Genomic DNA, 22,618 nt, shown 5'->3' with positions numbered 1-22,618 from the left:
GTCACCCAAAAGTGTATGGCGGTTTTGGGGTTACGACATCCATAAGTGAGCCGGATGCATCCGGCAGCGGGCGGGTTTTAGAGGCAGTGCCGAGCCAGGTAAAGAGCACTGATTGGCCTGGCCGTCAGGAAATGTCGGCAGGGATGTCGCAGGCCCGTCGCCCAGGCTTGCGAATATCCCCGCAATCTTATGGAATTGTCGATATGGAAGACGCAACACCCAGCCGAACCGCCCTTGGCGTCGCACGTATGAGGGCCCTGCATCAGTTTTCACCGCAGGCAGGGCTGTTTCGCGATCCCTACGCGATCGCGATTCTGGGTGAAGCGGCTCCCACGGCACAGGAGCTTGAACAGGAGGACGAACGCCGCCGGCGCATGCGCCTGTTCGTGGCGGCGCGCGCCCGCTTCGCCGAGGACTGGCTGGCGGCGGCGGTGCGTCGCGGCATCCGTCAGCTCGTCGTGCTTGGCGCCGGCCTCGACACGTTTTCGCTGCGCAATCCATATCCGGACCTCAGCGTGTTCGAAGTCGACCATCCGGCCACGCAAGCCTGGAAACGCAAATGCATTGCCGATAGTGGTCTTGTCGAGCCAGCCGCCACCACATTCGTACCGGTCGATTTCGAGCGGCAAAGCCTGTCCGCGGAATTGGCTGCGGCCGGTTTGCAGTCGACCGAGCCGAGCTTCTTCATCTGGCTGGGGGTCGTGCCCTACCTAACGAAAGAAGCGATCTTCAACACGCTGTCGTGGATTGCCGGCGTCCCCGGCTCGGAGGTCGTGTTCGACTACAGCGAACCGGCTGAGAACCGCGATGCGGCGGGGCAGGCTGCGCTGGCCTTCCATGCGGCGCGCGTCGCTTCTGTCGGCGAGCCATGGATCAGCTTCTTTGTTCCAACCGACCTGGCGAAATCCCTGACCGAGCTCGGCTTCGACGAGATCGAAGATATCGAGAGCGGCGATATGGCCGCCCGCCTTTCCGGGGCGCCGAAGGCAACAACGGCCAACTCCGGCGGCCACATCATCCGTGCCCGCCGAACCGCCTGACCAAGTTTATTTCATCAGCAGCGGCAGATCCTTCAGAAACCCGGAGCGTGTGCTCCAGCCCTTCGGCACATCGGTGCGCTTGGTGTCGACGATGAGACGCGCAAAGACGATCTGCTGACCATCCTTCTTTGCCCAGCCGACGAACCAGCCGAGCGAACGCTTGTCCCTGATCTTGTCGGCATCGTTGGCGAGCCTCGTGCTGCCGGTCTTGCCCTGCACCGTCCAGCCACCAGCCTGGAATGTCGGGATGATCGCTGACGTCATGTCGTAGGCCTTGGCCGAGACCGGCAGCTTGCGCGCCAGCAGCTTGCGCAGGAAATCGACCTGCTCGACCGGCGTGATCTTGAGTGAGGAATTCACCCAGGAATGGGTCAGGCCATCATTCTTGCCGGGATTGCCGGAGACGTCATTGTTGCCGTAGCCGAGTTTCGAGACATAGCCGGCAAAGGTCTCCGCCCCGAGCCGGCGCGTGATCTCGCGGGAGAACCAGATAATCGAATCGCGTTCCCAGATCACCGGATCGACGGTCTTCTGATCCCGCTTCACCGCATTGAATTCGGGCTTGTAGTCCCAGCTCGGTGTGTGCTCGTCGCTCAGGATCCCGGCGTCATAGCCGATCAGCGAAAGCGGCACCTTGAACGTCGAGGCCGGGCTGAAGCGCTGGTCGCAGGTGCCGTCCCGGTAGAGTGTCTTGCCGGTTGCTGCATCGGCGATCAACGTGCACTGCACATCCCCAAGCGGCGCTGACTGCGCGCGCATCGGGAACCCCAGCAGCCAGGCGAGCAGGAAGAGCACTCCAGCCACGATAAAGGGAAGACGGTCGATGTTACGCATTGATGCTCGCTCCAGAAGGGGTGTTCGCGAGCGGGCTTAGCGAGGTCTCTTGTCTCGATTTTGTCTCAAATGCGCAGTCTTTGTGCAGGCTTGCGTTAACCCTACTGGATCGTAAACATGCGCCGCCGCCCAAAGCGTGATCGACGCAATCAGGCCTTCGTTTCGGCGCTCTTACGGCCGATCCGCCAGTACCGCCAGGGCATGAACCAGACGTAACGATCCGCCAGCACTTCCGGCACCAGGTCGATGCCATGCGTGCCGAAGGGCCCGCAGCGCAGCACCCGGAAAAAGCCCATCCAGCCGCCGGCCCACAAGCCATGGCGGGCGATCGCCTCATGCGCATATTCCGAACAGGTCGGCAAATGCCGGCAGGAATTGCCGACAAAGCCGGACAGCGTCAGCTGGTAGAGGCGCACGAATGACGTGCCGAAGAGACGGCCAGGCGTCTTGCGCCACGGGCCGGGCCAGTTGCGGCCGCGCCCCGGCGGCCTGGCAGTGTGGGCATGCCCATGCGGGTCGTGCACCGCAGTCTCCGTATCGCGTTCTTCCCGCGATAGATGTGAGCTTCGTCGGTAGAACGCAATCCCTCCGCCCTTATCCGCCATGTTGCCATGGGCGGGAGCGGCGAAACGGCTGCCTGTCGACAGGAGGCGCCCAGCGGCCGGGGCCGGCCGGCTCGTCGCTGCGCTTTGCATGATGCATGTCGTCGCGCCATTGGAACGTTGCGATCCGCATGACATCGCCGAAAATGTTCAGGAACTGGATCATGATCGCGTCTCCTTTGACGCGATTAGACCGCCGCTGGCCTTGGCCTTCAAACGAGTATAATTTCCACTTCGGATAACCCTGGATTATGTGAAATGAAGCGCGGACGCCTGCCGTTGACGGCATTGAGGAGTTTCGAGGCGGCCGGCCGGCACCTGAGTTTCAGCAAGGCCGCCGAGGAGCTTTTCGTCTCGCAGGCGGCGATCAGCCGGCAGATCCGCGAACTCGAAACCTTCCTGCGCCAGCCCTTGTTCGAACGTCACCATCGCCGCGTCGAACTGACGGATGCCGGCCACAGGTTGCTCGCCCAATTGGTCAGGAGTTTCGACGACATCGACAGACTGCTTTCGGAATTGGTCGCTGTCCCCGCGCAGTCCGTGGTTCGTGTCAGCGTCGAGCCGTCGCTTGCCTCAGTCTGGCTGGTGCCCAGGCTCAACCGGTTTCGCCAATTGCGGCCCGACATCGACGTCTCGCTCGAAGTCGACCCGAGGCTGATCGAATTCCGCAGCGATCAGCCTGAGCTTGCCCTACGCTTCAGCGCCCATGCCATCTCCTGGCCTCGCAGTCAGGCCGAGCGGCTTGCCTCGACCGTCGATTCACCGGTTCTGTCGCCAGCACTGCTCGCCTCGGGCCCTGCCCTTGAGAAACCGATCGACCTCGCCAGCTACACACTTTTGCACGAGGAAAACCGCCAGGGATGGGCGCGCTGGTTCGAAGCGGCTGGCGTCCCCGTCGACGCCGTGCCCGCGCGAGGTCCCATGCTGGCGGACGCATCGCTTTCAAAGCAGGCCGCCCTGCTCGGACATGGCGTGGCGCTGGGCGACCTCTTGCAGATCGGTGGGGAAGTCGCAGCCGGCGCGCTGATCAAGCCATTCGATATCGACGTTGCATCCGGCGCCTACTGGCTGGTGGCCAGGAGCTTAAAGGATCTTTCCGAGCCAGCCGCGGCTTTCGCTGACTGGCTGAGAGGCGAATTTGCCGAAAGCAGACGGACTCTTGAAGCAACGGCTTGAACCGGTTCCCGAGCCTGGCTCCAGCTACTTTGCCTTCTTGTATTTTTCGAGAAATTTGTCGATGTCGTTCGCATCCACCTTCGAAGGCCCAGCCGGCGGGGCTTCTGCCGGGTTGAATGTGAGGACGACATCGCGCCACAGATCATAGTGGGCCGCGTAGGGTATCAGCCCGGGAAATGGCGCGCAGCGTGTGATCGCTCGAACGGCGGTCTCGGCAACCTTGTCCGGTGGCGGTGTGACGGGACCGAGGATCTTTGGCGGGCCGGCGAGCGATCCGTCCTTGTTCAGGCTGATCTGAACGCGTGCAATGCTCGTGGTATTTGCAGGCATGTTCCAGCAGACCTGGACGGCCTTCATGAGATAATCGCCGATATCGCGCGTGACTGCCACGTCGGCCCGGCTCGTGCCGCAGGTCGACAAAAGCGCGCCGGCAAGGCTCCAGATGAACACCAAGTCGCAGAAGGAACTGTGTTGCGAGCGGTCGCGACGTCCGCGCATGGTGAAAAAACGCAAGGTCAGGCCGCTTCTTCGGCGCGCTTCTTCTCGATCTGGCCGATGGCGTCGACCACGGCGTCGAAGGTCAGCATGGTCGAGGCATGGCGTGCCTTGTAGTCGCGCACCGGCTCCAGATACTTCAGGTCGGCGAAGCGCCCCTCGGGCGGCGCGCCATTTTCCTTCAGCATCTTCAACATGGTGTCGCGCACCGTGCGCAATTCCTCGGCGCTGGCGCCGACGACATGCTGCGCCATAATGGAGGACGAGGCTTGGCCGAGCGCGCATGCCTTCACGTCATGGGCGAAATCGGTGACCACGCCGTCCGCCATCTTGAGATCAACGGTAACGGTCGAGCCGCAAAGCTTGGAATGCGCCTTGGCGGTCGCGTCAGGATGATCGAGCCGGCCGATGCGGGCGATGTTTCCGGCGAAACCGAGAATTTTCGCGTTGTAGACATCGTTGATCATTATTTTCCAATCCGTCGCCGCCAAGCGAACAGCGATTGCCGCTGCTGCGTCTTCCTTTCGCTCGCTACGACCTTATATAATGCTGGCAGTCCGGTAACGACAAGGCGATGAGCGCCGCTGTCCTGGCCGGGAAGTTCACGCCGCTTACGGGGCTGGAAACGGGGCGAGTTTCCGACACCGAAAGGTCGTGGTCCGTTCAACTCGTTCCTCCTTGGAGAGGAACTACGGGAGACGCCTTTTATGGATGCCGTCATCAAGAAATTCATGCCCCAGTCCGCCTATATGGAAAAGCCGGTCACCGACCGGCCGAGCGAAGCAGAGGTCGAGGCCGCCGTGCATACGTTGCTGCGCTGGACCGGCGACAACCCCGACCGCGAAGGGCTGATCGACACGCCCAAGCGCGTGGCCAAGGCCTATCGCGAAATGTTCGGTGGCTACGACATGTGCCCGGCCGAGGAACTCGGCCGCACCTTCGAGGAGGTCGCCGGCTACGACGATCTCGTCATCGTTAAGGATATTCAGTTCCATTCGCATTGCGAGCACCACATGGTGCCGATCATCGGCAAGGCGCATGTCGGCTATCTGCCGGATGGCAAGGTGGTCGGCCTGTCCAAGATCGCGCGTGTGGTGGATATCTTCGCCCATCGCCTGCAGACGCAGGAAGCGCTGACCGCGCAGATCGCCGGCGTCATCCAGGATGTGCTCAACCCTCGCGGCGTCGCCGTCATGATCGAGGCCGAGCATATGTGCATGGCCATGCGCGGCATCCGCAAGCAGGGCTCCACCACACTCACCTCCACCTTCACCGGCGTCTTCAAGGATACGCCCGAGGAGCAGGTTCGTTTCGTCACCATGGTGCGCGGCGGGGCGTAAGCCCCTCCCCGGCATCACGGTCAACAGGAAAATAGACCGGCGATGTCGGCACTGGAATTTCCCAAAGCTCCGTCAGACAAGAAGGCCCTGGAAGAAGGCGCGGTGTTTTCACCGCGCTTCGATGCGGCCGGCCTCGTCACCGTCGTCGTCACCGATGCCGAAGACGGCATGCTGTTGATGGTCGCGCATATGAATGCGCAGGCATTGGCGCTGACGCTGGAAACGGGCATCGCCCACTACTGGTCGCGCTCGCGTAACGCGCTTTGGAAAAAGGGCGAAACCTCGGGCAATTTCCAGCATGTCGTCGAGATGCGCACCGACTGCGACCAGGATGCATTGTGGCTGCGCGTGAAAGTGTTGGGCCACGACGCAACCTGTCACACCGGCCGGCGTTCATGCTTTTATCGGACGGTGGGGCTGGTCGACGGCAAGGGGACGCTTCTTGACGACGGCAGCAAGCCGCTGTTCGATGCGGAAAACACGTATCGGAAGCCGTCAGCTTGAACCTTCTACTTCACACCAACCACACAGATTCATCATTTCGATACGGCCCGTCCGTATATTAGCCTTGGGACAAGGGAGATCATGATGCTCGAGTGGGCGTCATTGCGGACCAGACCAGATGTCAGGGAGGCCAACGGCCTGACCTCTCACGGCGGCGCGTCCGATCCGAAATCTCCCAAGAAAACAGGCATTTCGCTCGCTCTGGGCGGTGGTTGCGCCAGGGGCTGGGCTCATATCGGCGTGCTGCGCGCGCTCGATGAAGCCGGCATTGAAGTTTCGATGATCGCCGGCACCTCGATCGGCGCGCTGGTCGGCGGCTGTTATCTCGCCGGCAAACTGGACGAGCTGGAAGAGTTCGCCCGCAGCCTGACCAAGCGGCGCATTTTCGGCCTGCTCGATCTCAATCTGCGCGGCAGCGGCCTGTTCGGCGGCATGAAGCTCGACGCCCGTCTGCGCGAACATGTGAACGGCATCCGTTTCGAGGACCTGCCAAAACCCTTTGTCAGCGTCGCATCGGAAATCCGTACTGGCCACGAGATCTGGCTGTCGAGCGGCTCGCTGATCACGGCCATGCGCGCGTCCTACGCATTGCCTGGCGTGTTCGAGCCGGTGAACTGCAACGGCCGCATGCTGGTCGACGGCGCGCTGGTCAATCCGGTGCCGGTATCGGTCTGCCGCGCCTACGAGCAGCCGCTCGTCGTGGCGGTCAACCTTCACTACGACCTGTTCGGCCGCGCTGCCGTGATAAAACACAGCGCCGGCGAACTGGTTGTCGAAAAAGACGTGCCGCGCGCCGGCCGTGTCGACGCCGAGCACCAGTCGCATCAGAGCCGCCTCGGCATCACCGGCGTCATGGTCGAGGCCTTCAACATCATCCAGGACCGCATCTCGCGCGCCAGGCTTGCCGGCGATCCGCCCGACATGTCGCTGCAGCCGAAGCTCAGCCATATCGGCCTCACCGAATTCCATCGCGCCGACGAGGCGATCCAGCTCGGCTACCAGGCGACGATGGCGCAGATCGGCGAACTGACCCGGCTGCAGACCGTTCTCGCCTAGTTACGCACCGGCCAGCCAGCTGCATAGAGTCAGCCGCAGCTACGCCCTTGCCGCGTCGACAACGCGGAATTGCACCGTGCGGTTGCCGTTCCAGTGATTGCCCGACAGCGAACCGGCGACATGCACGGTCTTGCCCCGGTTCTTGAACAGGAATTCGCCAAGTGCGGTGTCGACGGCGCGAAAGGCGATCGCCTGGATGCGGCCGCCGCTGTCCGACTGCAATTCGCAGCGGATGTGGTTGGTGCCGACGGGCCGGGCGTCGGCCAGCCGATGGCGCGGCAGCACGAAGACCGGTGCGACGTGGCCGGCGCCGAAGGGACCAGCCTTTTCCAGCGCATCGAGCAGGCTGAGCGTCGCGCCTTCCGCGGCAAGCGCACCGTCGATCGCCAGGCTTTCCTCGTCCTGCAGCCGAAACACGTCGGCGGCCGCCCGTTCCTCGAAGAATGCCCTGAGTTCGCCGAGCTTGGCGCGCTCCACGGTGATGCCGGCCGCCATGCCATGGCCGCCGCCCTTGACGATCAGCCCGGCATCGGCGGCTTCACGCACCAATCGGCCGAGATCGAAACCAGACACCGAACGACCCGAACCGGTACCGATGCCCATAGCGTTGAAGGCGATGGCAAAAGCTGGCCGGCGCGCATGATCCTTCAGCCTCGAGGCGAGCAGGCCGACAATGCCGGGATGCCAGTTGTTGCTGGCGGTGACGACGATCGCCGGTCCGTTGCCACCGGCAAGCTCGGCATCGGCCTCGGCACGCGCCGCGGCCAGCATCTCCTGCTCCATCTGTTGCCGTTCCTGGTTCAGCCGGTCGAGCGTCTCGGCGATGGTCCGCGCCTCGACCGGATCGTCCGTCGCAAGCAGCCGGCTGCCGAGCGCCGCATCGCCGATGCGCCCGCCGGCATTGATACGTGGACCGATCAGATAGGCGAGATGAAAGGTGCTGATCGGTTCGCCAATACGGGAAACCCGCGCCAACGCGGCCAGGCCTTCGTTCTTCTGTTGGCGCGCCATTTGCAGGCCCTTGACGACGAAAGCGCGATTGACGCCGGTGAGCGGCACCACATCGCAAACGGTAGCGAGAGCCACGAGATCAAGCAGCGAAAGCAGGTCAGGCGGCGCGGCATCGCTCAGGCCACGCAGGACTTTTGCGGTCTGCACCAAGGTGAGGAAGACGACACCGGCGGCGCAGAGACGGCCCTGCCCGGAAAGATCGTCGTCACGGTTCGGATTGACGACGGCAATCGCCGCCGGCAACGCGCCGCCGACCTGGTGGTGGTCGAGCACCACGACATCGGCGCCGGCTTCGTTGGCAGCATCGACGGACACGGCACTGTTGGTGCCGCAATCGACGGTGACGATCAGCGTCGCACCGCGCGAAACGAGCTCGCGCATGGCATCGGGGTTGGGGCCGTAGCCTTCGAAGATACGGTCCGGAATATAGATTTCCGACGGTATGGAGAAATGCGCCAGGAACCGCTTCAGCAAGGCCGACGAGGCAGCGCCGTCGACATCGTAGTCGCCAAAGATCGCCACCTTTTCCCTCGCCATCACCGCCGCGGCGATGCGGGTGGCGGCCTTGTCCATGTCGGTCAGCGAGGCCGGATTGGGCAACAGGTCGCGGATCGTCGGGTCGAGGAAGCGCTCGGTCTCATCGGCGGTCACGCCGCGTCCGGCAAGCACGCGCGCGACGATGTCGGGCACGCCATTGCCCTGCGCGATGGCAAGCGCGACCATGTCCTGCCGCTCGGTCAGCCGGTGCTCCCAGGAGAGCCCGGTCGCCGACTGCCTGACATCGAGGAAGAGGCGCCTGTCCCCCATCATGCGCTTTGCCAATTCATGGTTGGCAGCAGGATAGTGCATATCGTCCAAAAAGTGTGCAGCGGTTTTGGGATAACGCCATGCACAACAACAGCCTGAAGCGCCTCGCCTGAACGCGACGCGCTTCAGGGCCAAGGGCGGGCAAAGCCAATCGGTTCGCGGCGGGTGGCGTCGCAGGAGAATTCAAGAAAAACTACGCTTTCCGCTTTTCAGCCTGGCGCCGGATCCATTCGTCGGCCGCATCCCCCATCGTCTTTTCCCGACCGTCCTTGAGCCAGGCCATGAAAGGTCGATCGAACCTGAACGCATCGCCGCATTCGCGGGTGAAAAAGCTGCGCACATTCTGGGTGTTGCGATAGGATTTCGTGATGGGCGTGGCACGCGAAATCGAATCCGCGTGCCAGTCGAACGCTTTCATCGTCAATCCTTGCGCGGCCAGGGTTCAGATGCAGCCAAGGGCTAACAACTGCGGTGCGGCTTCGCAAGCTGCTCTAGAACTTATCCAAATCCTGGTGCCGGGCCTTGATCTCGCGCACGGTCCGCGACGAGGAGCGCAGCACGATCGTGTGCGTGGTGATATAGGTGCGGCCGAACTTGACGCCCGCCAGCATGTTGCCGTCGGTGACGCCGGTGGCTGCAAACAGCACGTCGCCGCGCGCCATGTCTTCCGCCTGATAGATCCGCTTCGGATCGGAAATCCCCATCTTCGCCGCGCGGGCCATCTTCTCGGGTGTGTCGAGGATCAGCCGGCCCTGCATCTGGCCACCGGTGCAGCGCAGTGCCGCCGCGGCCAGAACGCCTTCCGGGGCGCCGCCGGTGCCGAGATAGATATCGATGCCGGTTTCTTCCGCGTCGGTTGTGTGGATGACGCCGGCGACGTCGCCGTCACCGATCAGCCGGATCGCGGCGCCCGTGGCGCGCACGGCATCGATCAGCTTGGCATGGCGCGGCCGGTCGAGGATGCAGGTGGTGATGTCGGTCACCGCGACGCCCTTGGCTCGCGCCAGGCTCGCGATGTTTTCGGCCGGCGAGGCATCGATATCGATGACGCCTTCGGCATAGCCCGGACCAATGGCGATCTTGTCCATGTAGACGTCGGGCGCGAACAGCAGGCTGCCCTTCTCGGCGATGGCAATGACGGCAAGCGCGTTGGGCAGGTTCTTGGCGCAGATCGTCGTGCCTTCGAGCGGATCGAGCGCGATGTCGACCGCCGGACCTTTGCCGGTGCCGACCTCCTCGCCAATATAGAGCATCGGCGCCTCGTCGCGCTCGCCCTCGCCGATCACCACCGTGCCCTTGATGGCAAGGCGGTTGAGCTCCTGGCGCATGGCATCGACCGCGACCTGGTCGGCCGCCTTCTCGTCGCCGCGCCCGCGCAGCCTGGCAGCCGCCACGGCGGCCCGTTCGGTGACGCGCACCAGTTCCATGGTGAGTATCCGGTCAAGGCCGGCGACAATGTTCTGGGCCACATTCATTTTCGGGAAATCCTCGTTCGCGTAGCGCCTCCCGCCGGAGGCGCGCCTGTTTTGTCAAACGAGCATGACAACGGCAAGACCTGCCGCAGGTTTTATCGAAAGGTCAGCAATATCAATCGATTGAACCGCATTCCCAACAAGAAGGCGGCCCGGTCGGAAACGACCGGACCGCCTTCTTGGTACCCAAATGGTGGCTCTCGCGATCTAGAAAACCGCGAGGTATTTGAGCAGCGAAATGATGCCGATGATGATGACGATAACCTGCACGATCTGTCGCATCCTGGCGTCGAGCGGCAGGCGCTGCACCAAATAGAGAACGAGAATGATGACGAGAAATGTGATCAGAATGCCGATCAGCATGGATGAAGCCATAATGCCCTCCTGGAAATGATTCCTGAAACGGGAGCCGGCAACGCCGGCTCAAGCCCGACGCGCTCAATACCAGCGGCGCGACGTGTCGTTGTTCAATGACTGGCCAACGGCAATCCCGGCCAGAAAGCCGAGCAAGCCGATCACCCCAACCACGGCGGTCGTCGTGCCCGGATTTTCGCGGGCGACGTCAGAAACCGCCTGGGCCTGGTTGCGCAGCTGCTGTGCTGTGCGCGACGCGCGCGCCGCGGCCGTGTCGTAAAAATCCGAAGCCTGCTCGCTGGCGTCATCGAGCATTTCCGCGCCCCGCGCCGAAATGCTCTTGTTGATCTTGGTGATCTCCTTGCGCAGCTCGGCGATCTGCTTTTCCAGGGTTTTCTGGATGTCGTCGATGCCTGGCGTGTCGGACTTGTTGGTATCGGCCATGAAGTGGCTCCCTTGGTTGCTGACCAAGAGAACGGTGCCGCAACGATTTCGTTCCGGTCTATTCGCGGCTGATCGCCAATCGGATCGACCGCAAGGCCGGCGGAGATTCTTCCCCGGAGACGGAGCTACCCTGCCCGCTCGATGCGGATGACCTGCGGCTTGTCGGTCAGATGGCCGTCCTTGGTGATGCCGTCGACGGCCTTGCGCACGGCGGCCTCGGTGGTCTCGTGCGTGACGAGGATCACCGTCTTCTGCGCCTCGGCCTCGCCATTGACCGCGTGCTGGACGATCGATTCCAGCGAAATATCGTTGTCGGCCATGCGCTTGGCGATCGCGGCGAAGACGCCGATGCGATCATGCACGGTCAGCCGGATGAAGTAGCCGCCGGCGTGGCTGCGCATCTGCGCCTTCTTGTAGGGCCGCAATTCCTTCGCTGGCCGTCCGAAAACCGGACCATGCTGGAAGCCGGGCCGGCTCTTGGCGATATCGGCGACGTCGCCGATGACGGCCGAGGCGGTGGCATTGCCGCCGGCGCCGGGGCCGGAGAGCAGCAGTTCACCGAGGATATCGGTCTCGATCGCCACCGCATTGGTGACGCCGTGCACCTGCGCGATGACGGAGGCGGTCGGCACCATGGTCGGGTGCACGCGCTGCTCGATGCCGCTTTCGGTGCGCTGGGCGACGCCCAGCAGCTTGATCCGGTAACCGAGATCGCCAGCCGCGCGGATGTCGGCCTGGGTGATGTTGGAAATGCCTTCCATATAGATGTCGTTGGCGGCGATTTTGGTGCCGAAGGCAAGGCTGGTCAGGATCGACAGCTTGTGCGCGGTGTCGTGCCCCTCGATGTCGAAGGTCGGATCGGCCTCGGCGTAGCCCAGCCGCTGCGCATCCTTCAGGCAGGCATCGAACGAGATGCCTTCGGCCTCCATGCGGGTCAGGATGTAATTGCAGGTGCCGTTGAGGATGCCGAACACGCGGGTGACCGAATTGCCGGCCATCGCCTCGCGCATCGTCTTGATGACGGGAATGCCGCCCGCCACCGCCGCCTCATAGTTGAGCAGTACGCCCTTCTTCTCGGCGATCTCGGCCAGCGCCACGCCATGCTTGGCGAGCAGCGCCTTGTTGGCGGTGACGACGTGGCGGCCGGCTTCGAGCGCCGCCTTCACCGACAGGCGCGCCGGCCCTTCGTCGCCGCCGATCAGTTCGATGAACACGTCGATCTCGGCGGTCTGAGCCATCTTGACCGGATCGTCGAACCATTTTGCCGAACTGACATCGACGCCACGGTCGCGCTTCGGATCGCGCGCCGAAACCGCTGACACGACAATGTCGCGCCCGCATTGCCGGGTCAGTTCCGCCGCTTTGTCGCGCAGCACACGCGCCACCGATGCACCGACCGTACCCAGTCCGGCAATTCCAACACGCAGAGCTTCAGCCATGGAAGGCGACGTCCCTCAAATCAGATCGAATTTTTGCTTACCGGTGGGCGGACAGCGGCACCACATTGTTGGGCTGCTTGGCGCTGCTCGACAGGAAGCGCTTGATGTTGCGCGCCGCCTGGCGGATCCGGTGCTCGTTCTCGACCAGCGCCACGCGCACGAAATCGTCGCCATGTTCGCCGAAGCCGACACCGGGTGCCACCGCCACGTCGGCGTGCTCGATGAGCAGCTTGGAGAATTCGAGCGAGCCGAGATGCTTGAACGGTTCGGGGATCGGCGCCCAGGCGAACATCGATGCGGCGGGTGCCGGGATGGTCCATCCAGCGCGTCCGAAGGAATCAACCATCACGTCGCGGCGCTTGTGATAGATGTCACGCACCTCGGCGATATCGGCGCCGTCACCGTTCAGCGCATGCGCCGCCGCCACCTGGATCGGCGTGAAGGCGCCGTAGTCAAGATAGGATTTCACCCGGGTGAGCGCCGAGATCAGCCGCTCGTTGCCGACCGCGAAGCCCATGCGCCAGCCGGGCATGGAGAAGGTCTTCGACATCGAGGTGAACTCGACGCAGACATCGATGGCACCCGGCACCTGCAGCACCGAAGGCGGCGGATTGCCGTCGAAATAAATCTCGGAATAGGCAAGGTCGGACAGGATGATGATGTCGTTCTTCTTCGCGAACGCCACCACATCCTTGTAGAAATCGAGCGAAGCGACCAGCGCCGTCGGGTTCGACGGATAGTTGAGGATCAGCGCCAGCGGCTTCGGGATCGAGTGACGAACACCGCGTTCCAGCGCCGGAATGAAACCGTCATCGGGCTCGACCTGCAGCGAACGGATGACGCCGCCTGACATGATGAAGCCGAAAGCGTGGATCGGATAGGTCGGGTTCGGGCACAGGATGACATCGCCGGGCGCGGTGATCGCCTGCGCCATATTGGCGAAGCCTTCCTTCGAGCCGAGCGTGGCCACCACTTGCGTGTCGGGGTTGAGCTTCACGCCGAAGCGGCGCTGATAATAGGCGGCCTGGGCGCGGCGCAGGCCCGGAATGCCGCGCGAGGAGGAATAGCGATGCGTGCGCGGATCGCGCACCACTTCGCACAATTTGTCGACGATGGCCTTGGGCGTCGGCAGGTCCGGATTGCCCATGCCGAGGTCGATGATGTCGGCGCCGCGCGAACGGGCGCTGGCCTTGAGCCGGTTGACCTGCTCGAACACGTAAGGCGGAAGCCGGCGGACCTTGTGAAACTCTTCCATGGCAGTTCCAGACAGCAAAAGGGGTATTGGGCGCGCGCTATATACTCATTTGCAGGTAGGGTCGAGGGTGGGATCGCATTTGCCTTCGATCTGCTCCAGCGTCTGCGGGCCATGCTTCTTGGCCAAATCCGTCAGTGCCGCCTGATTGCCGGCAGCTCCGCCACCGCTTTTGGCGCCCTGCGCGTTCTTGGCGGCCTTGAGTTCGGCGAGCTTGGCCTTGCTCTCATCCGCGGTGAACTGTTTGTTCGCCACCTGCGGCGGGATGTTGAGGTTCGGGAAAGTGCCGGTATCCTTCGGGCCTTGATTATCGGCCATGGGCACCGGACCGTTGGTATTCGTGCTCGAACACCCGGCGATCCCCAACAGGGCGATCGCCACGCTGACGCGACAAAAGCGTGCCGCGCTAAAAAAAACAGTCTCGCCAATATTAATCGTCATATTGTTTCCTTGGCATCCGAGGTAGAGCGAGATTGGACCCTGTCGGATGTCCCATGTTAATATGTCAAGAAAACGCTTCGGGAGGAACCCCGCGAACCATGTCCAAAACACCCGATTCGGGCAAAGCGGAAGATGACGAGCCTTCGACCGTCGAGCAATATCTGGTGAAGGATCCGGAGCGCTTTGCGTTGAATATGGCGCGCATGATCGAGCAGGCCGGCAAGGCGGCGTCCGCCTGGGCCGAACCGCGCGAACGCGGCGAAGTGCGCGACCACGTCGCCGAGCCGGTCGTCGACATGGTCAAGACCTTCTCGAAACTCAGCGAATACTGGCTTGCCGACCCGCAGCGCGCGCTCGAAGCGCAGACGCGGCTGTTCGCCGGCTACATGACCGTATGGGCAAACGCCATCCAACGCGTCAGTCCCAACGCCGAAGCACCCGACGACGCCGTCAAGCCGGAGCGCGGCGACAAGCGCTTCCAGGATCCGGAATGGGGCCGCAACGCCTTCTTCGATTTCCTCAAGCAGGCCTATCTCGTCACCTCGCGCTGGGCGTCCGAACTGGTCGATCACGCCGAAGGTTTGGACGAGCACACCCGCCACAAGGCGAGCTTCTATGTCAAGCAGGTGTCCAACGCCATCTCGCCGTCGAATTTCATCCTGACCAATCCGGAACTGTTTCGCGAAACCGTCGCTTCCAACGGCGAGAACCTGGTGCGCGGCATGAAGATGCTGGCCGAGGACATCGCCGCCGGCAAGGGTGACCTGAAACTGCGCCAGGCCGACTATTCGCCCTTCGAGATCGGCCGGAACATCGCCACCACGCCCGGCAAGGTGGTCGGCCGCAGCGATGTCGCCGAGATCATCCAGTATGATCCCGCGACCGAAACGGTGCTGAAACGCCCGCTGCTGATCTGCCCGCCCTGGATCAACAAGTTCTACATACTCGACCTCAACCCGCAGAAATCCTTCATCCGCTGGGCGATCGAGCAGGGCCACACCGTCTTCGTCATCTCCTGGATCAATCCCGACGAGCGCCACGGCGCCAAGAGCTGGGAAGCCTATATCAGGGAAGGCCTGCAATACGGGCTCGATACGATCGAGAAGGCCACCGGCGAGCGGGACGTCAATGCCATCGGCTACTGCGTCGGCGGCACGCTGCTGGCGGCGGCCCTGGCGCTGATGGCCGCCGAGGGCGACGACCGCATCAAGTCCGCGACCTTTTTCACCACGCAGGTCGACTTCACCCATGCCGGCGACCTGAAAGTGTTCGTCGACGAGGAACAGGTCGCGGCGGTGGAAAAGTCGATGAACGAAAAGGGCTATCTCGACGGCACCAAGATGGCGACCGCCTTCAACATGTTGCGCTCCGGCGACCTGATCTGGCCCTATGTCGTCAACAATTACATGCGCGGCAAGGACCCCCTGCCCTTCGACCTGCTCTACTGGAATGCCGATTCGACCCGCATGGCGGCGGCCAACCACTCCTTCTACCTGCGCAACTGCTATCTCGATAATACGCTTTCGCAGGGCACGATGGAACTCGCCGGCCACACCATCTCGCTGGGCGACATCACCATCCCGGTCTACAATCTCGCCTCGAGGGAAGATCATATCGCGCCGGCCCTGTCCGTCTTCCTCGGCTCGAAATATTTCGGCGGCAAGGTCGACTATGTCATGGCAGGCTCCGGCCATATCGCCGGCGTCGTCAATCCGCCCGCATCCAACAAATACCAGTACTGGACCGGCGGCGCGCCGATCGGCGATTTTAACCAATGGATTGCCACGGCCACAGACCATCCGGGATCCTGGTGGCCGCACTGGCAAAGCTGGGTAGAGGCCAAGGACAACACCCGCGTGCCTGCCCGCAAACCCGGCAAGCATATGAAAACCTTGGGCGATGCTCCCGGCACCTATGTGAAGGTACGTGTGTAACGGACTGTAATGTGTGGTGAGTTGACGGCTTGTCAAAAGCGGGCGAAATGGTGTCGTCAACCATCAAGCAGCCGTAATTCGGCAATCACTGCAAAAATACTTCCAGGCTTGCGGATTTGACACAGGTCTCGTTTCCGGATCGGAGACAAAGGTCACCTCGACGCAGATATCTCAGGGCTGCGCCAAGGCATACCGACCGGACATCGAGGGGGAATTTGACTTTGAAATCAGCAGGATGGAGCCTCGCAAAGGGAGAACGCCGCGCCATCGTGGCAGCGCTCTGCTCTGTGCTCCTGGCCTCCTGCACATCGGCCGGCGACCCGACAATGTCGGTCGGCATGCCCGGCTACAACGCCTCCGCCTCGGACATCAATGCGGCCGCCACCGGCAAGCCGATCACCACCGCCGATTCGACATCTCAGACGACGACAACGCAAACGACCGTGATGAGCGAGGGCGATACGACGCTGCCCGAAAAGGTCGCCTACGTGCCGATGACCAAGCCGCAAGCCGCCTTCCCGCTGACGACGCCGGCCGGCGCTGAAACGATCGTGGGACAAACGCCGCAGGCCTTGCAGCAGCCGGCACAGACGGCGCAGCAGTCCGATGCGGTCGCCCAGAAGATCGCCGCCGCCGACGCCGCGGTGACAACGCCTAAGCCGGCCGCAGCACCTGTGATGAACAATCCGGTCTACGTGACGGCGGGTGAGGCGCCGCAAGCCGAGGCGCCAAAGAAAAAAGGCTTCCTGGCCTCCATGTTTGGCGCCACGCCCGCTTCGGCCACACCCGCTCCGCTGATCAACACGCGCACAGGCGAACAGCCGCAGGTGCAGGCCAAGCCCGCGCCAACCGCACCGGCAAAGCCGATCATCACGCTGGCCTCGGCCGACGCCACGGCAAAACCGATACAGTTGGCCTCGACCGGTGACGACGCCGGTCACATCACGGGTAGCGATGCCTTGCCCGGCGTGCGCCAGACGGCGCTGTTCGAGATCAAGCGCAAATCCGGCCTTGACGATGAAAGCGACGTCGACCTCAATGAGGACGAGGGTCCAATCGGCGGCTCCTATCAGGTCGCGTCCGCCGCCGGCATGGCCAGGCTCGCGCCCAACGGGCTGCTGAGGCAGAACGAAAGCGTCGACGTCGCCTGCCTGAAACCGTCGCTGGTGCGCGTGCTGAAGACGATCGAAGGCCACTACGGCCGCAAGATGGTGGTGACCTCGGGCTATCGCGACCCCGCCCGCAACCGCCGCGCCAACGGCGCCAAGAATTCGCTGCACATGTATTGCGCCGCCGCCGACATCCAGGTGCCCGGCGTCTCCAAATGGGAGCTGGCGAACTACATCAGGACCATGCCTGGCCGTGGCGGCGTCGGCACCTATTGCCACACCGAATCGGTCCACGTCGACGTTGGCCCCGAGCGCGACTGGAACTGGCGCTGCCGCCGGCGCAGCGGCGGTGGCGACGACGGCTAGTGGCGGGATTTGACGGGCCGGAGCCTGTCGGCAGCCAAAGCCATTCAGGCAATGTCGCTCCAGTGGACAATTCCAAACTTTTGAGATTGGCCGAAGCGTCCCCAACTTCGTCATCCACGGGCGCAGCAGGAGCGAAGCTCCGTCGCGAAGACCCGAGGATCCATGCCGGGAGTCAACTGAGGAACGCAGCGGAGCAGAATTCTGCACCGTTTGCGGCGCTCCAACGTCGCGGCATGGATTCTAGGGTCTGCGCCGCGTCGCTCCGCTCCTTGCTCCACCCTAGAATGACGAAGCGATGGGCGTTTCTGCCAATCGCCAAGCCGCGCGGCGGTGATGCCCAACCCTGGCGAATTCGCCAATCTGGCAGGTCCGCAAAAAAGTTGTCCAAGGCGGCAACTGACGGGTTGCCGGTTGCGCACAACGTCAGTATAAGCCGCTTCGTCTGAGCGCGCCCATCGTCTAGCGGTTAGGACACCGCCCTTTCACGGCGGTAACAGGGGTTCGATTCCCCTTGGGCGTACCAGCATTTTCAACCGCTTAGCCGAACACATCACTCCCCTGTCCAATTTTTTGGTCAATATCCCCTCGCGAATCCTCTTGCTTGCAATTAGCTACGGCCCTGCGAGTATCGGCATTTAAAGCCTTTGCGGCATGGCATGAGGGTAATGCCGATTGATTTTCGGCTTGATGCGCTGACCATCCGCTCAATCCTTATGACAGTGAAGGCTTGAGGCTTTTCGGCCATCGCTCGGCCATGCGCTCCTTCGTTCGCATGTTGCCCCGATATTGGCATGAGCGCATATATCCCAGCCAGCCGGCGCCGCCCGTCCTCAAGGCCCTGTCCGGTCAGGCCCAGCGGCCACCGCTGCCAGTCCCCTCTCGCAACAAGCTGCTGGGCCGCGGGTTATTGGGCTACCCAGCCGCAGGAGGCCGTACCGGCCCTGTGGGGTTCCACCGGATAAACTCCACTTCCTTCCCGGTGACATCTCGCACAGCACCACCTAGTGGAGGGTCCGTGTTGCCCTGTAGTGCTCTCAGTGTGGCATGATGCTCTTGTGCAGCGCTTCCGCCACCTCCAGAAAGCACTCGATTTCAGCCTCGGATAACTTGCTTGGAGCGTTTTGATCTGGCCATTGGCGGTCTCCGTTTTGAGGGGTTCGCCGCAACGAGAGGATTGCTCGCCGAGATCGAACTCGCAAGAGGGAGGATACAGTTGTCAACTGCGGTAGCCTGGCTAGTCAGACCAAGCCCCTCCCAGCGGCCTTTCCACCGTAGCCGGTGCCTAGGTCAACCCGCCTCTAAAGGCCAGTTTTGATCCACGGATCGGCGTCGTATCCCAGGCGCGGCTTTTCCGGCGTTGTCCCGTCTGGCAATTTGGCTGTTCCGGTCAAGTTGCAGTCCAGCTCTGGCCTCGGCTTCTTGCTCGAATGTTTCGTAGAGCATAGGGCCGTAGCATCACTGACCGCGACCTTCTTCTCCTTGGCAACGGCGACACCAGTCGCAGCGACCACGAGTACGGCGCAAAATATAACCACTTTCATCGCACTTCCCCACGGTTTCGCATCCCCAAGATGCTGGGAGTGACGTTACGTCACTTTTATATTAGCGCAAGCGAATATTAAGCCTCTTGGCCCGCTCCTGCCGGTACACCGTGGTCAGCGACGGCGCGCAGGCAAGCCTGACGGTCTAGAAAGGCCTCGCCAGCGCGCGTTCTGTCTGGCCTCTGTCCTACGCCGCCGCATCGTCCCTCGTGTCCTGGTGGCTGCCTGTGGCCAGCCTAGCCCGATGCTCTTGCAATACGAACCCTCAGATTAACCGTTCCAATCCAACATATTAGCAAATACTTGTATTCCTCATAAAGCCGGATCATTATCCAACCATCAGGTCGCTGAAGGGGTAGAGCGCCATGGAACTGAGTTGCTATGATCAAAGCGGGAGCATTTTTGCATCACCCGCCTTCCTGAACCTCACGGCTGTTTTCATCATTCTGGCCGCCTTCGCCGTTGCGCGGTTGATTGCAATGTCGCGCGCGGATTCCCTTGACCAGTTTCAGCCCGCGCCGATCCAGCCGGCAAGTTAAGGGACTGTCGTTTCTTGCCTTTGGCGGACATGCTCTTGACGGTGTGCGCAATAGCGATGTTGTGGGAGCGCCATCTTGTTTGTTGACTACTACGAGCTTTTGGAAATCAGCCCGAATGCCAACTCGGAAACCATAGAACGGGTATTTCGTTATTTTGCTATGCGCTACCATCCTGACAATCAGGACACCGGCGATGAATCACGCTTCAGCGAAATCTTGGAGGCCCACAATGTGCTCAAAGATTCCGTCAAACGCGCGCAGTATGACATTCAGTACAAAGACCATTTGAACCTGCGAACAGAATTGGTTGGAGAAGCCAGTAACAGCACAACCATCGAACGTGACGTTGCCATTCAGGAAAAATTGCTCTCGCTGCTTTACGTCAAACGCCGACAGGACGTAAACAATCCCGGCATTGGTGACACTGAAATCGAACGGTTGTCAGGCTGCCCGCGAGAACATCTTGAGTTCCATCTTTGGTACCTGAAAGCCAAGGGCTGGATCGGAAGGATCGAAAACGGGACGTTCGCGATCACCGTGGAAGGCATCGATCGCGCCAATGCCGAACATCGTCGTGACACGACGACGAGACTGCTGGACCATGCAGGCTGAAAAGCGGAAGCCCGAGTGAGGCTCGTATCGACTAACCGCCGACCAGCGGCACGGTGACGGTGGTGGCGTAGTTGATCGGAAACGTGTTGAGGTAAGGGAAGTCGACGACAAAGGCATAGGTGGCGGTCAGATGCGCCATGCGGAAGCCGCCGCTCGCCGGGTCGATGGCGATCGTCACGTTCACATCCTTCAAACCCAAGGCCAGCAATTTCTGTGTGGCGATCGACTGGATGTCGGCCTGGGTCAACGTGTTCTGAAGCTGCAGCGAGCGCGACGACGTTTCCAGCGTATAGCGGACGCTGGAGACGGAGTTCATCGACCAGCCCAAGGCGAAGATCCCGAACAGCAATAAGATGAGGAAGGGCGCGATCAGCGCGAACTCCAACCCGGCCCCGCCCGATCGGTTCCGCCTGAACGCGCCAGCCCTACCGAACACGGATCACCTCCAGGTGGCCGATGACGCTCGGACCAGAAAAGACACCGAAGGTGAAGGGCGGCGTCCAAGTGGCGGATGCCTGGATCTGGACATAGACCGATGGCACTTTTGGCCCGCTGCACAGGGTGGAAGCATCGACCACGGTCGTCCCGCACATGTAGATCCGGCTCAGCGTGACCTGGCCGTCCACCGGCCGCTTCTCCCAGCTCGCAATGGCTACGGCCTGCGTCGCCGTATCATTGCTCGAGCCTGCCATCACCAGGTTTGCCGCTGTCTTGACGCCGGCACGCATCGACAGCGAACTCGTCACATAAGACCAGCCATCGATGATGCCGAGCAGCGCCGCGCACAGGAAGGGCAGGACCATAGCGAACTCGACCGCGGCAACGCCTGCTTTGTCGCTCAGGATCGGCATCGATGGGGGTTCCACGGAGACTACTCCACCAGCGCCACGGACTGCGCCGCCGGAATGTCGCGCATTCCGAGGCTCGTGCAATCCTGATTGATGGTTGTGCTGCCGGACCATTGAATCGTATTGGCGACGACCTGGGTGCAGCCGCTGTTGCCCGAGAAGTTGCCAAGATAATTCACTTGCTGTTTGGGGAAGTAGATGGCCCCGGTTAGCAGCGAATCCGCTGTGCCATTGAATGTGCTGGATGCGCTGTTGCCGGTCCTGTCGCCGTAGAACAGCACACCGGAATAGGTGCCCGAGGTCGGCGCGCTAAGCTTCACGGAGGCGTTGCCATTCATGCTGACGATGGAACTGCCCGACATGAAGATCGTCACACCGCTGCCGATGATGGCCGCGTTGGCGTTTATCTTGAGATCCCCTTGAACGACATAGACGCCGGGCGAAAGGGTGACATTGCCCTTCAGCGTCATGCCGCTGCAATAGGTGCCTGGACTCAGCGTCGCCTTGTTGTCGTTCTGGCAAGGGTTCGAGGCCGCCGGGGTCGGCAGGTCGGCAAATGGATCGGCGGCAGGCAGCGCCTGGGTAATCGGTGCCGCGCAGACAGTGGTGACGGGATTGCTGAGAGAGACGCCGCCCGCCGATATCAGGCAATCGACCTGAAGGCCCGCCGAGCCCTGAAGCTTGATGGCGTCCGAGGCGATCGAATTGGACATTATCACGCAGCCGGTGACCTTCACGCTGGTATTGCCTGAAAACAGTACAGCCTGCGAGGCGGTCGGATCGAGTGCCTCCATGCAGGCTTTCGAGGCATTGGTGATGAGGGCCACCGCCCTCGCCTGCTCGGGAACCTTGCCTTGCGTAAAGATCGAGGTGAAAATCCGGTCGAGGTTCTGGCCGACGATAACCTCAACCGCTTTCTTCGCCGTGTTCGGTCCGGATACAGGCGGCGTGTTGACGACGATCGTGCCCGAGCCCAGCCCATTGCTCGCTGCCGACTGGGTCGCGGCCGCCACGATCGTCGGCGTGTCGGAACCCGAGATTTTCTCCAGCGCGCCGGCATAGGCCGCGGCATCGGCCGTCGCCTGCAGCTTCAGGCTGCTATAATACCAGTAGGAGGTCTCCACTCCGAAGCCGGCGGCGCCGACAACGATCGGCAGGCTGAGGGCGAAGATGGTGGCGACATTTGCACTTGTACCCCGGCGTATACCGGTTGCCATGAGCCGAATTAGGGTGAAGCAATTCAAAGCCATAGCTTGAATTAGAAAGCACGCATATATGAAGGAACGGCTAAAAAGTTCCGTTCATTTTTTGGATTGGCTTCAAAACACCCGACCGTTGGCTGACCGGTGCACGCAGACATCGCTGATGAACAAAACGCACCGTGGGCGCCAGCGAAGGCAAG

General features: G+C 62.1%; 25 protein-coding genes and 1 tRNA gene. 10 read left to right on the top strand and 16 right to left on the bottom strand.

All coding sequences use genetic code 11. The features are described 5' to 3' along the window. Positions 1–203: 203 nt before the first annotated feature. Positions 204–1,040, top strand: a complete 837-nt coding sequence (locus CKW40_RS11275) for an SAM-dependent methyltransferase (RefSeq protein ID WP_095199976.1) — start codon at positions 204–206, stop codon at positions 1,038–1,040. Between the two features lie 6 nt (positions 1,041–1,046). On the opposite strand, the gene blaOXA is transcribed toward CKW40_RS11275, so the two are convergent. The 3 genes from blaOXA to CKW40_RS11260 form a co-directional block, all read right to left on the bottom strand. Then, the gene (blaOXA, locus tag CKW40_RS11270; RefSeq protein ID WP_095199975.1) at positions 1,047–1,874 is read right to left on the bottom strand and encodes a class D beta-lactamase; all 828 of its coding nucleotides are present in this window, start codon (positions 1,872–1,874) and stop codon (positions 1,047–1,049) included. A gap of 149 nt (positions 1,875–2,023) precedes the next feature. Beyond that, positions 2,024–2,398 carry a membrane protein insertion efficiency factor YidD gene (yidD, locus tag CKW40_RS11265; RefSeq protein ID WP_095199974.1) on the bottom strand — a complete coding sequence of 125 codons (375 nt, stop codon included), beginning with the start codon at positions 2,396–2,398 and terminating at the stop codon, positions 2,024–2,026. Between the two features lie 70 nt (positions 2,399–2,468). After that, complete coding sequence (locus CKW40_RS11260; protein ID WP_095199973.1) at positions 2,469–2,642, bottom strand: hypothetical protein; 174 nt, start codon at positions 2,640–2,642, stop codon at positions 2,469–2,471. A gap of 92 nt (positions 2,643–2,734) precedes the next feature. Between CKW40_RS11260 and CKW40_RS11255 the strand changes: the two genes are divergently transcribed. Next, on the top strand, positions 2,735–3,652 hold the full coding sequence (locus CKW40_RS11255) for a LysR substrate-binding domain-containing protein (RefSeq protein WP_095199972.1): 918 nt from the start codon (positions 2,735–2,737) through the stop codon (positions 3,650–3,652). A gap of 24 nt (positions 3,653–3,676) precedes the next feature. Here the strand turns inward: CKW40_RS11255 and tolA are convergent, their stop codons facing one another. Next, entirely contained in the window at positions 3,677–4,165 is a 489-nt protein-coding gene (gene tolA / locus CKW40_RS11250; protein WP_095199971.1) for a cell envelope integrity protein TolA, read from the bottom strand. Between the two features lie 2 nt (positions 4,166–4,167). Continuing rightward, a complete protein-coding gene (locus CKW40_RS11245) occupies positions 4,168–4,614 on the bottom strand; it encodes an iron-sulfur cluster assembly scaffold protein (protein WP_095199970.1) in 447 nt (148 codons plus the stop codon). 240 nt (positions 4,615–4,854) lie between these two features. Between CKW40_RS11245 and folE the strand changes: the two genes are divergently transcribed. The 3 genes from folE (at position 4,855) to CKW40_RS11230 (ending at position 7,047) form a co-directional block, all read left to right on the top strand. Next, the gene (gene folE, locus CKW40_RS11240) at positions 4,855–5,487 is read left to right on the top strand and encodes a GTP cyclohydrolase I FolE (RefSeq protein WP_095199969.1); all 633 of its coding nucleotides are present in this window, start codon (positions 4,855–4,857) and stop codon (positions 5,485–5,487) included. Between the two features lie 42 nt (positions 5,488–5,529). Continuing rightward, a complete protein-coding gene (gene hisI / locus CKW40_RS11235; RefSeq protein ID WP_095199968.1) occupies positions 5,530–5,991 on the top strand; it encodes a phosphoribosyl-AMP cyclohydrolase in 462 nt (153 codons plus the stop codon). Between the two features lie 81 nt (positions 5,992–6,072). Beyond that, positions 6,073–7,047, top strand: coding sequence for a patatin family protein (locus CKW40_RS11230; protein ID WP_439330976.1), 975 nt, complete (start codon positions 6,073–6,075; stop codon positions 7,045–7,047). Between the two features lie 39 nt (positions 7,048–7,086). Here the strand turns inward: CKW40_RS11230 and recJ are convergent, their stop codons facing one another. The 8 genes from recJ to CKW40_RS11190 form a co-directional block, all read right to left on the bottom strand. Beyond that, positions 7,087–8,868 (bottom strand): single-stranded-DNA-specific exonuclease RecJ, encoded by a 1,782-nt coding sequence (recJ, locus tag CKW40_RS11225; protein ID WP_095200289.1) that lies wholly within the window; start codon positions 8,866–8,868, stop codon positions 7,087–7,089. A gap of 190 nt (positions 8,869–9,058) precedes the next feature. After that, positions 9,059–9,283, bottom strand: coding sequence for a DUF6434 domain-containing protein (locus CKW40_RS11220; RefSeq protein WP_095199967.1), 225 nt, complete (start codon positions 9,281–9,283; stop codon positions 9,059–9,061). Positions 9,284–9,356: 73 nt separating this feature from the next. After that, the gene (glpX, locus tag CKW40_RS11215) at positions 9,357–10,340 is read right to left on the bottom strand and encodes a class II fructose-bisphosphatase (RefSeq protein WP_095199966.1); all 984 of its coding nucleotides are present in this window, start codon (positions 10,338–10,340) and stop codon (positions 9,357–9,359) included. Positions 10,341–10,544: 204 nt separating this feature from the next. Beyond that, complete coding sequence (locus CKW40_RS11210) at positions 10,545–10,712, bottom strand: Thivi_2564 family membrane protein (protein ID WP_095199965.1); 168 nt, start codon at positions 10,710–10,712, stop codon at positions 10,545–10,547. 63 nt (positions 10,713–10,775) lie between these two features. Continuing rightward, complete coding sequence (locus CKW40_RS11205; protein ID WP_095199964.1) at positions 10,776–11,135, bottom strand: hypothetical protein; 360 nt, start codon at positions 11,133–11,135, stop codon at positions 10,776–10,778. A gap of 125 nt (positions 11,136–11,260) precedes the next feature. Beyond that, the gene (locus tag CKW40_RS11200) at positions 11,261–12,574 is read right to left on the bottom strand and encodes a homoserine dehydrogenase (protein ID WP_095199963.1); all 1,314 of its coding nucleotides are present in this window, start codon (positions 12,572–12,574) and stop codon (positions 11,261–11,263) included. A 37-nt stretch (positions 12,575–12,611) separates the two neighbouring features. Beyond that, on the bottom strand, positions 12,612–13,829 hold the full coding sequence (locus CKW40_RS11195; RefSeq protein WP_095199962.1) for an LL-diaminopimelate aminotransferase: 1,218 nt from the start codon (positions 13,827–13,829) through the stop codon (positions 12,612–12,614). 45 nt (positions 13,830–13,874) lie between these two features. Next, complete coding sequence (locus CKW40_RS11190; protein WP_244571159.1) at positions 13,875–14,267, bottom strand: hypothetical protein; 393 nt, start codon at positions 14,265–14,267, stop codon at positions 13,875–13,877. A gap of 98 nt (positions 14,268–14,365) precedes the next feature. On the opposite strand from CKW40_RS11190, the gene phaC reads away from it, so the two are divergent. From phaC to CKW40_RS11160, 5 genes are all read left to right on the top strand, one after another. Then, complete coding sequence (phaC, locus tag CKW40_RS11185) at positions 14,366–16,201, top strand: class I poly(R)-hydroxyalkanoic acid synthase (RefSeq protein ID WP_095199960.1); 1,836 nt, start codon at positions 14,366–14,368, stop codon at positions 16,199–16,201. Between the two features lie 215 nt (positions 16,202–16,416). Next, a complete protein-coding gene (locus CKW40_RS11180; protein WP_095199959.1) occupies positions 16,417–17,676 on the top strand; it encodes a YcbK family protein in 1,260 nt (419 codons plus the stop codon). A 448-nt stretch (positions 17,677–18,124) separates the two neighbouring features. Next, positions 18,125–18,199: transfer RNA gene (locus CKW40_RS11175), tRNA-Glu, on the top strand. 1,383 nt (positions 18,200–19,582) lie between these two features. Continuing rightward, complete coding sequence (locus CKW40_RS43720; protein WP_179297924.1) at positions 19,583–19,756, top strand: hypothetical protein; 174 nt, start codon at positions 19,583–19,585, stop codon at positions 19,754–19,756. A 75-nt stretch (positions 19,757–19,831) separates the two neighbouring features. Next, entirely contained in the window at positions 19,832–20,368 is a 537-nt protein-coding gene (locus CKW40_RS11160) for a DnaJ domain-containing protein (protein WP_095199957.1), read from the top strand. 31 nt (positions 20,369–20,399) lie between these two features. On the opposite strand, the gene CKW40_RS11155 is transcribed toward CKW40_RS11160, so the two are convergent. Genes CKW40_RS11155 through CKW40_RS11145 form a run of 3 tightly spaced genes read right to left on the bottom strand, consistent with a single transcriptional unit; the run spans position 20,400 to position 22,466 of the window. After that, complete coding sequence (locus tag CKW40_RS11155; RefSeq protein WP_095199956.1) at positions 20,400–20,804, bottom strand: TadE/TadG family type IV pilus assembly protein; 405 nt, start codon at positions 20,802–20,804, stop codon at positions 20,400–20,402. Beyond that, positions 20,794–21,219, bottom strand: coding sequence for a TadE/TadG family type IV pilus assembly protein (locus CKW40_RS11150; RefSeq protein WP_095199955.1), 426 nt, complete (start codon positions 21,217–21,219; stop codon positions 20,794–20,796). The genes CKW40_RS11155 and CKW40_RS11150 overlap by 11 nt, the downstream gene beginning before the upstream one ends. Positions 21,220–21,239: 20 nt before the next feature. Further along, complete coding sequence (locus CKW40_RS11145) at positions 21,240–22,466, bottom strand: pilus assembly protein TadG-related protein (RefSeq protein ID WP_179297923.1); 1,227 nt, start codon at positions 22,464–22,466, stop codon at positions 21,240–21,242. Positions 22,467–22,618 lie beyond the last annotated feature (152 nt).

Origin of the sequence: Mesorhizobium carmichaelinearum, from assembly GCF_900199455.1 — a bacterium.
GTDB classification, from domain to species: domain Bacteria; phylum Pseudomonadota; class Alphaproteobacteria; order Rhizobiales; family Rhizobiaceae; genus Mesorhizobium; species Mesorhizobium carmichaelinearum.
The sequence above is the reverse complement of the archived record's forward strand: the minus strand, read 5'-3'. Positions and strand labels throughout refer to the sequence as shown.

Bases quoted from the DNA above. Each gene is read 5' to 3' on its own strand.
- CKW40_RS11275 (WP_095199976.1), top strand. From the start codon at position 204: ATGGAAGACGCAACACCCAGCCGAACCGCCCTTGGCGTCGCACGTATG.
- blaOXA (WP_095199975.1), bottom strand. From the start codon at position 1,874: ATGCGTAACATCGACCGTCTTCCCTTTATCGTGGCTGGAGTGCTCTTC.
- CKW40_RS11260 (WP_095199973.1), bottom strand. From the start codon at position 2,642: ATGATCCAGTTCCTGAACATTTTCGGCGATGTCATGCGGATCGCAACG.
- CKW40_RS11255 (WP_095199972.1), top strand. From the start codon at position 2,735: ATGAAGCGCGGACGCCTGCCGTTGACGGCATTGAGGAGTTTCGAGGCG.
- CKW40_RS11245 (WP_095199970.1), bottom strand. From the start codon at position 4,614: ATGATCAACGATGTCTACAACGCGAAAATTCTCGGTTTCGCCGGAAAC.
- folE (WP_095199969.1), top strand. From the start codon at position 4,855: ATGGATGCCGTCATCAAGAAATTCATGCCCCAGTCCGCCTATATGGAA.
- hisI (WP_095199968.1), top strand. From the start codon at position 5,530: ATGTCGGCACTGGAATTTCCCAAAGCTCCGTCAGACAAGAAGGCCCTG.
- CKW40_RS11230 (WP_439330976.1), top strand. From the start codon at position 6,073: ATGATGCTCGAGTGGGCGTCATTGCGGACCAGACCAGATGTCAGGGAG.
- recJ (WP_095200289.1), bottom strand. From the start codon at position 8,868: ATGATGGGGGACAGGCGCCTCTTCCTCGATGTCAGGCAGTCGGCGACC.
- CKW40_RS11220 (WP_095199967.1), bottom strand. From the start codon at position 9,283: ATGAAAGCGTTCGACTGGCACGCGGATTCGATTTCGCGTGCCACGCCC.
- glpX (WP_095199966.1), bottom strand. From the start codon at position 10,340: ATGAATGTGGCCCAGAACATTGTCGCCGGCCTTGACCGGATACTCACC.
- CKW40_RS11210 (WP_095199965.1), bottom strand. From the start codon at position 10,712: ATGGCTTCATCCATGCTGATCGGCATTCTGATCACATTTCTCGTCATC.
- CKW40_RS11205 (WP_095199964.1), bottom strand. From the start codon at position 11,135: ATGGCCGATACCAACAAGTCCGACACGCCAGGCATCGACGACATCCAG.
- CKW40_RS11200 (WP_095199963.1), bottom strand. From the start codon at position 12,574: ATGGCTGAAGCTCTGCGTGTTGGAATTGCCGGACTGGGTACGGTCGGT.
- CKW40_RS11195 (WP_095199962.1), bottom strand. From the start codon at position 13,829: ATGGAAGAGTTTCACAAGGTCCGCCGGCTTCCGCCTTACGTGTTCGAG.
- CKW40_RS11190 (WP_244571159.1), bottom strand. From the start codon at position 14,267: ATGACGATTAATATTGGCGAGACTGTTTTTTTTAGCGCGGCACGCTTT.
- phaC (WP_095199960.1), top strand. From the start codon at position 14,366: ATGTCCAAAACACCCGATTCGGGCAAAGCGGAAGATGACGAGCCTTCG.
- CKW40_RS43720 (WP_179297924.1), top strand. From the start codon at position 19,583: ATGGAACTGAGTTGCTATGATCAAAGCGGGAGCATTTTTGCATCACCC.
- CKW40_RS11150 (WP_095199955.1), bottom strand. From the start codon at position 21,219: ATGCCGATCCTGAGCGACAAAGCAGGCGTTGCCGCGGTCGAGTTCGCT.
- CKW40_RS11145 (WP_179297923.1), bottom strand. From the start codon at position 22,466: ATGGCTTTGAATTGCTTCACCCTAATTCGGCTCATGGCAACCGGTATA.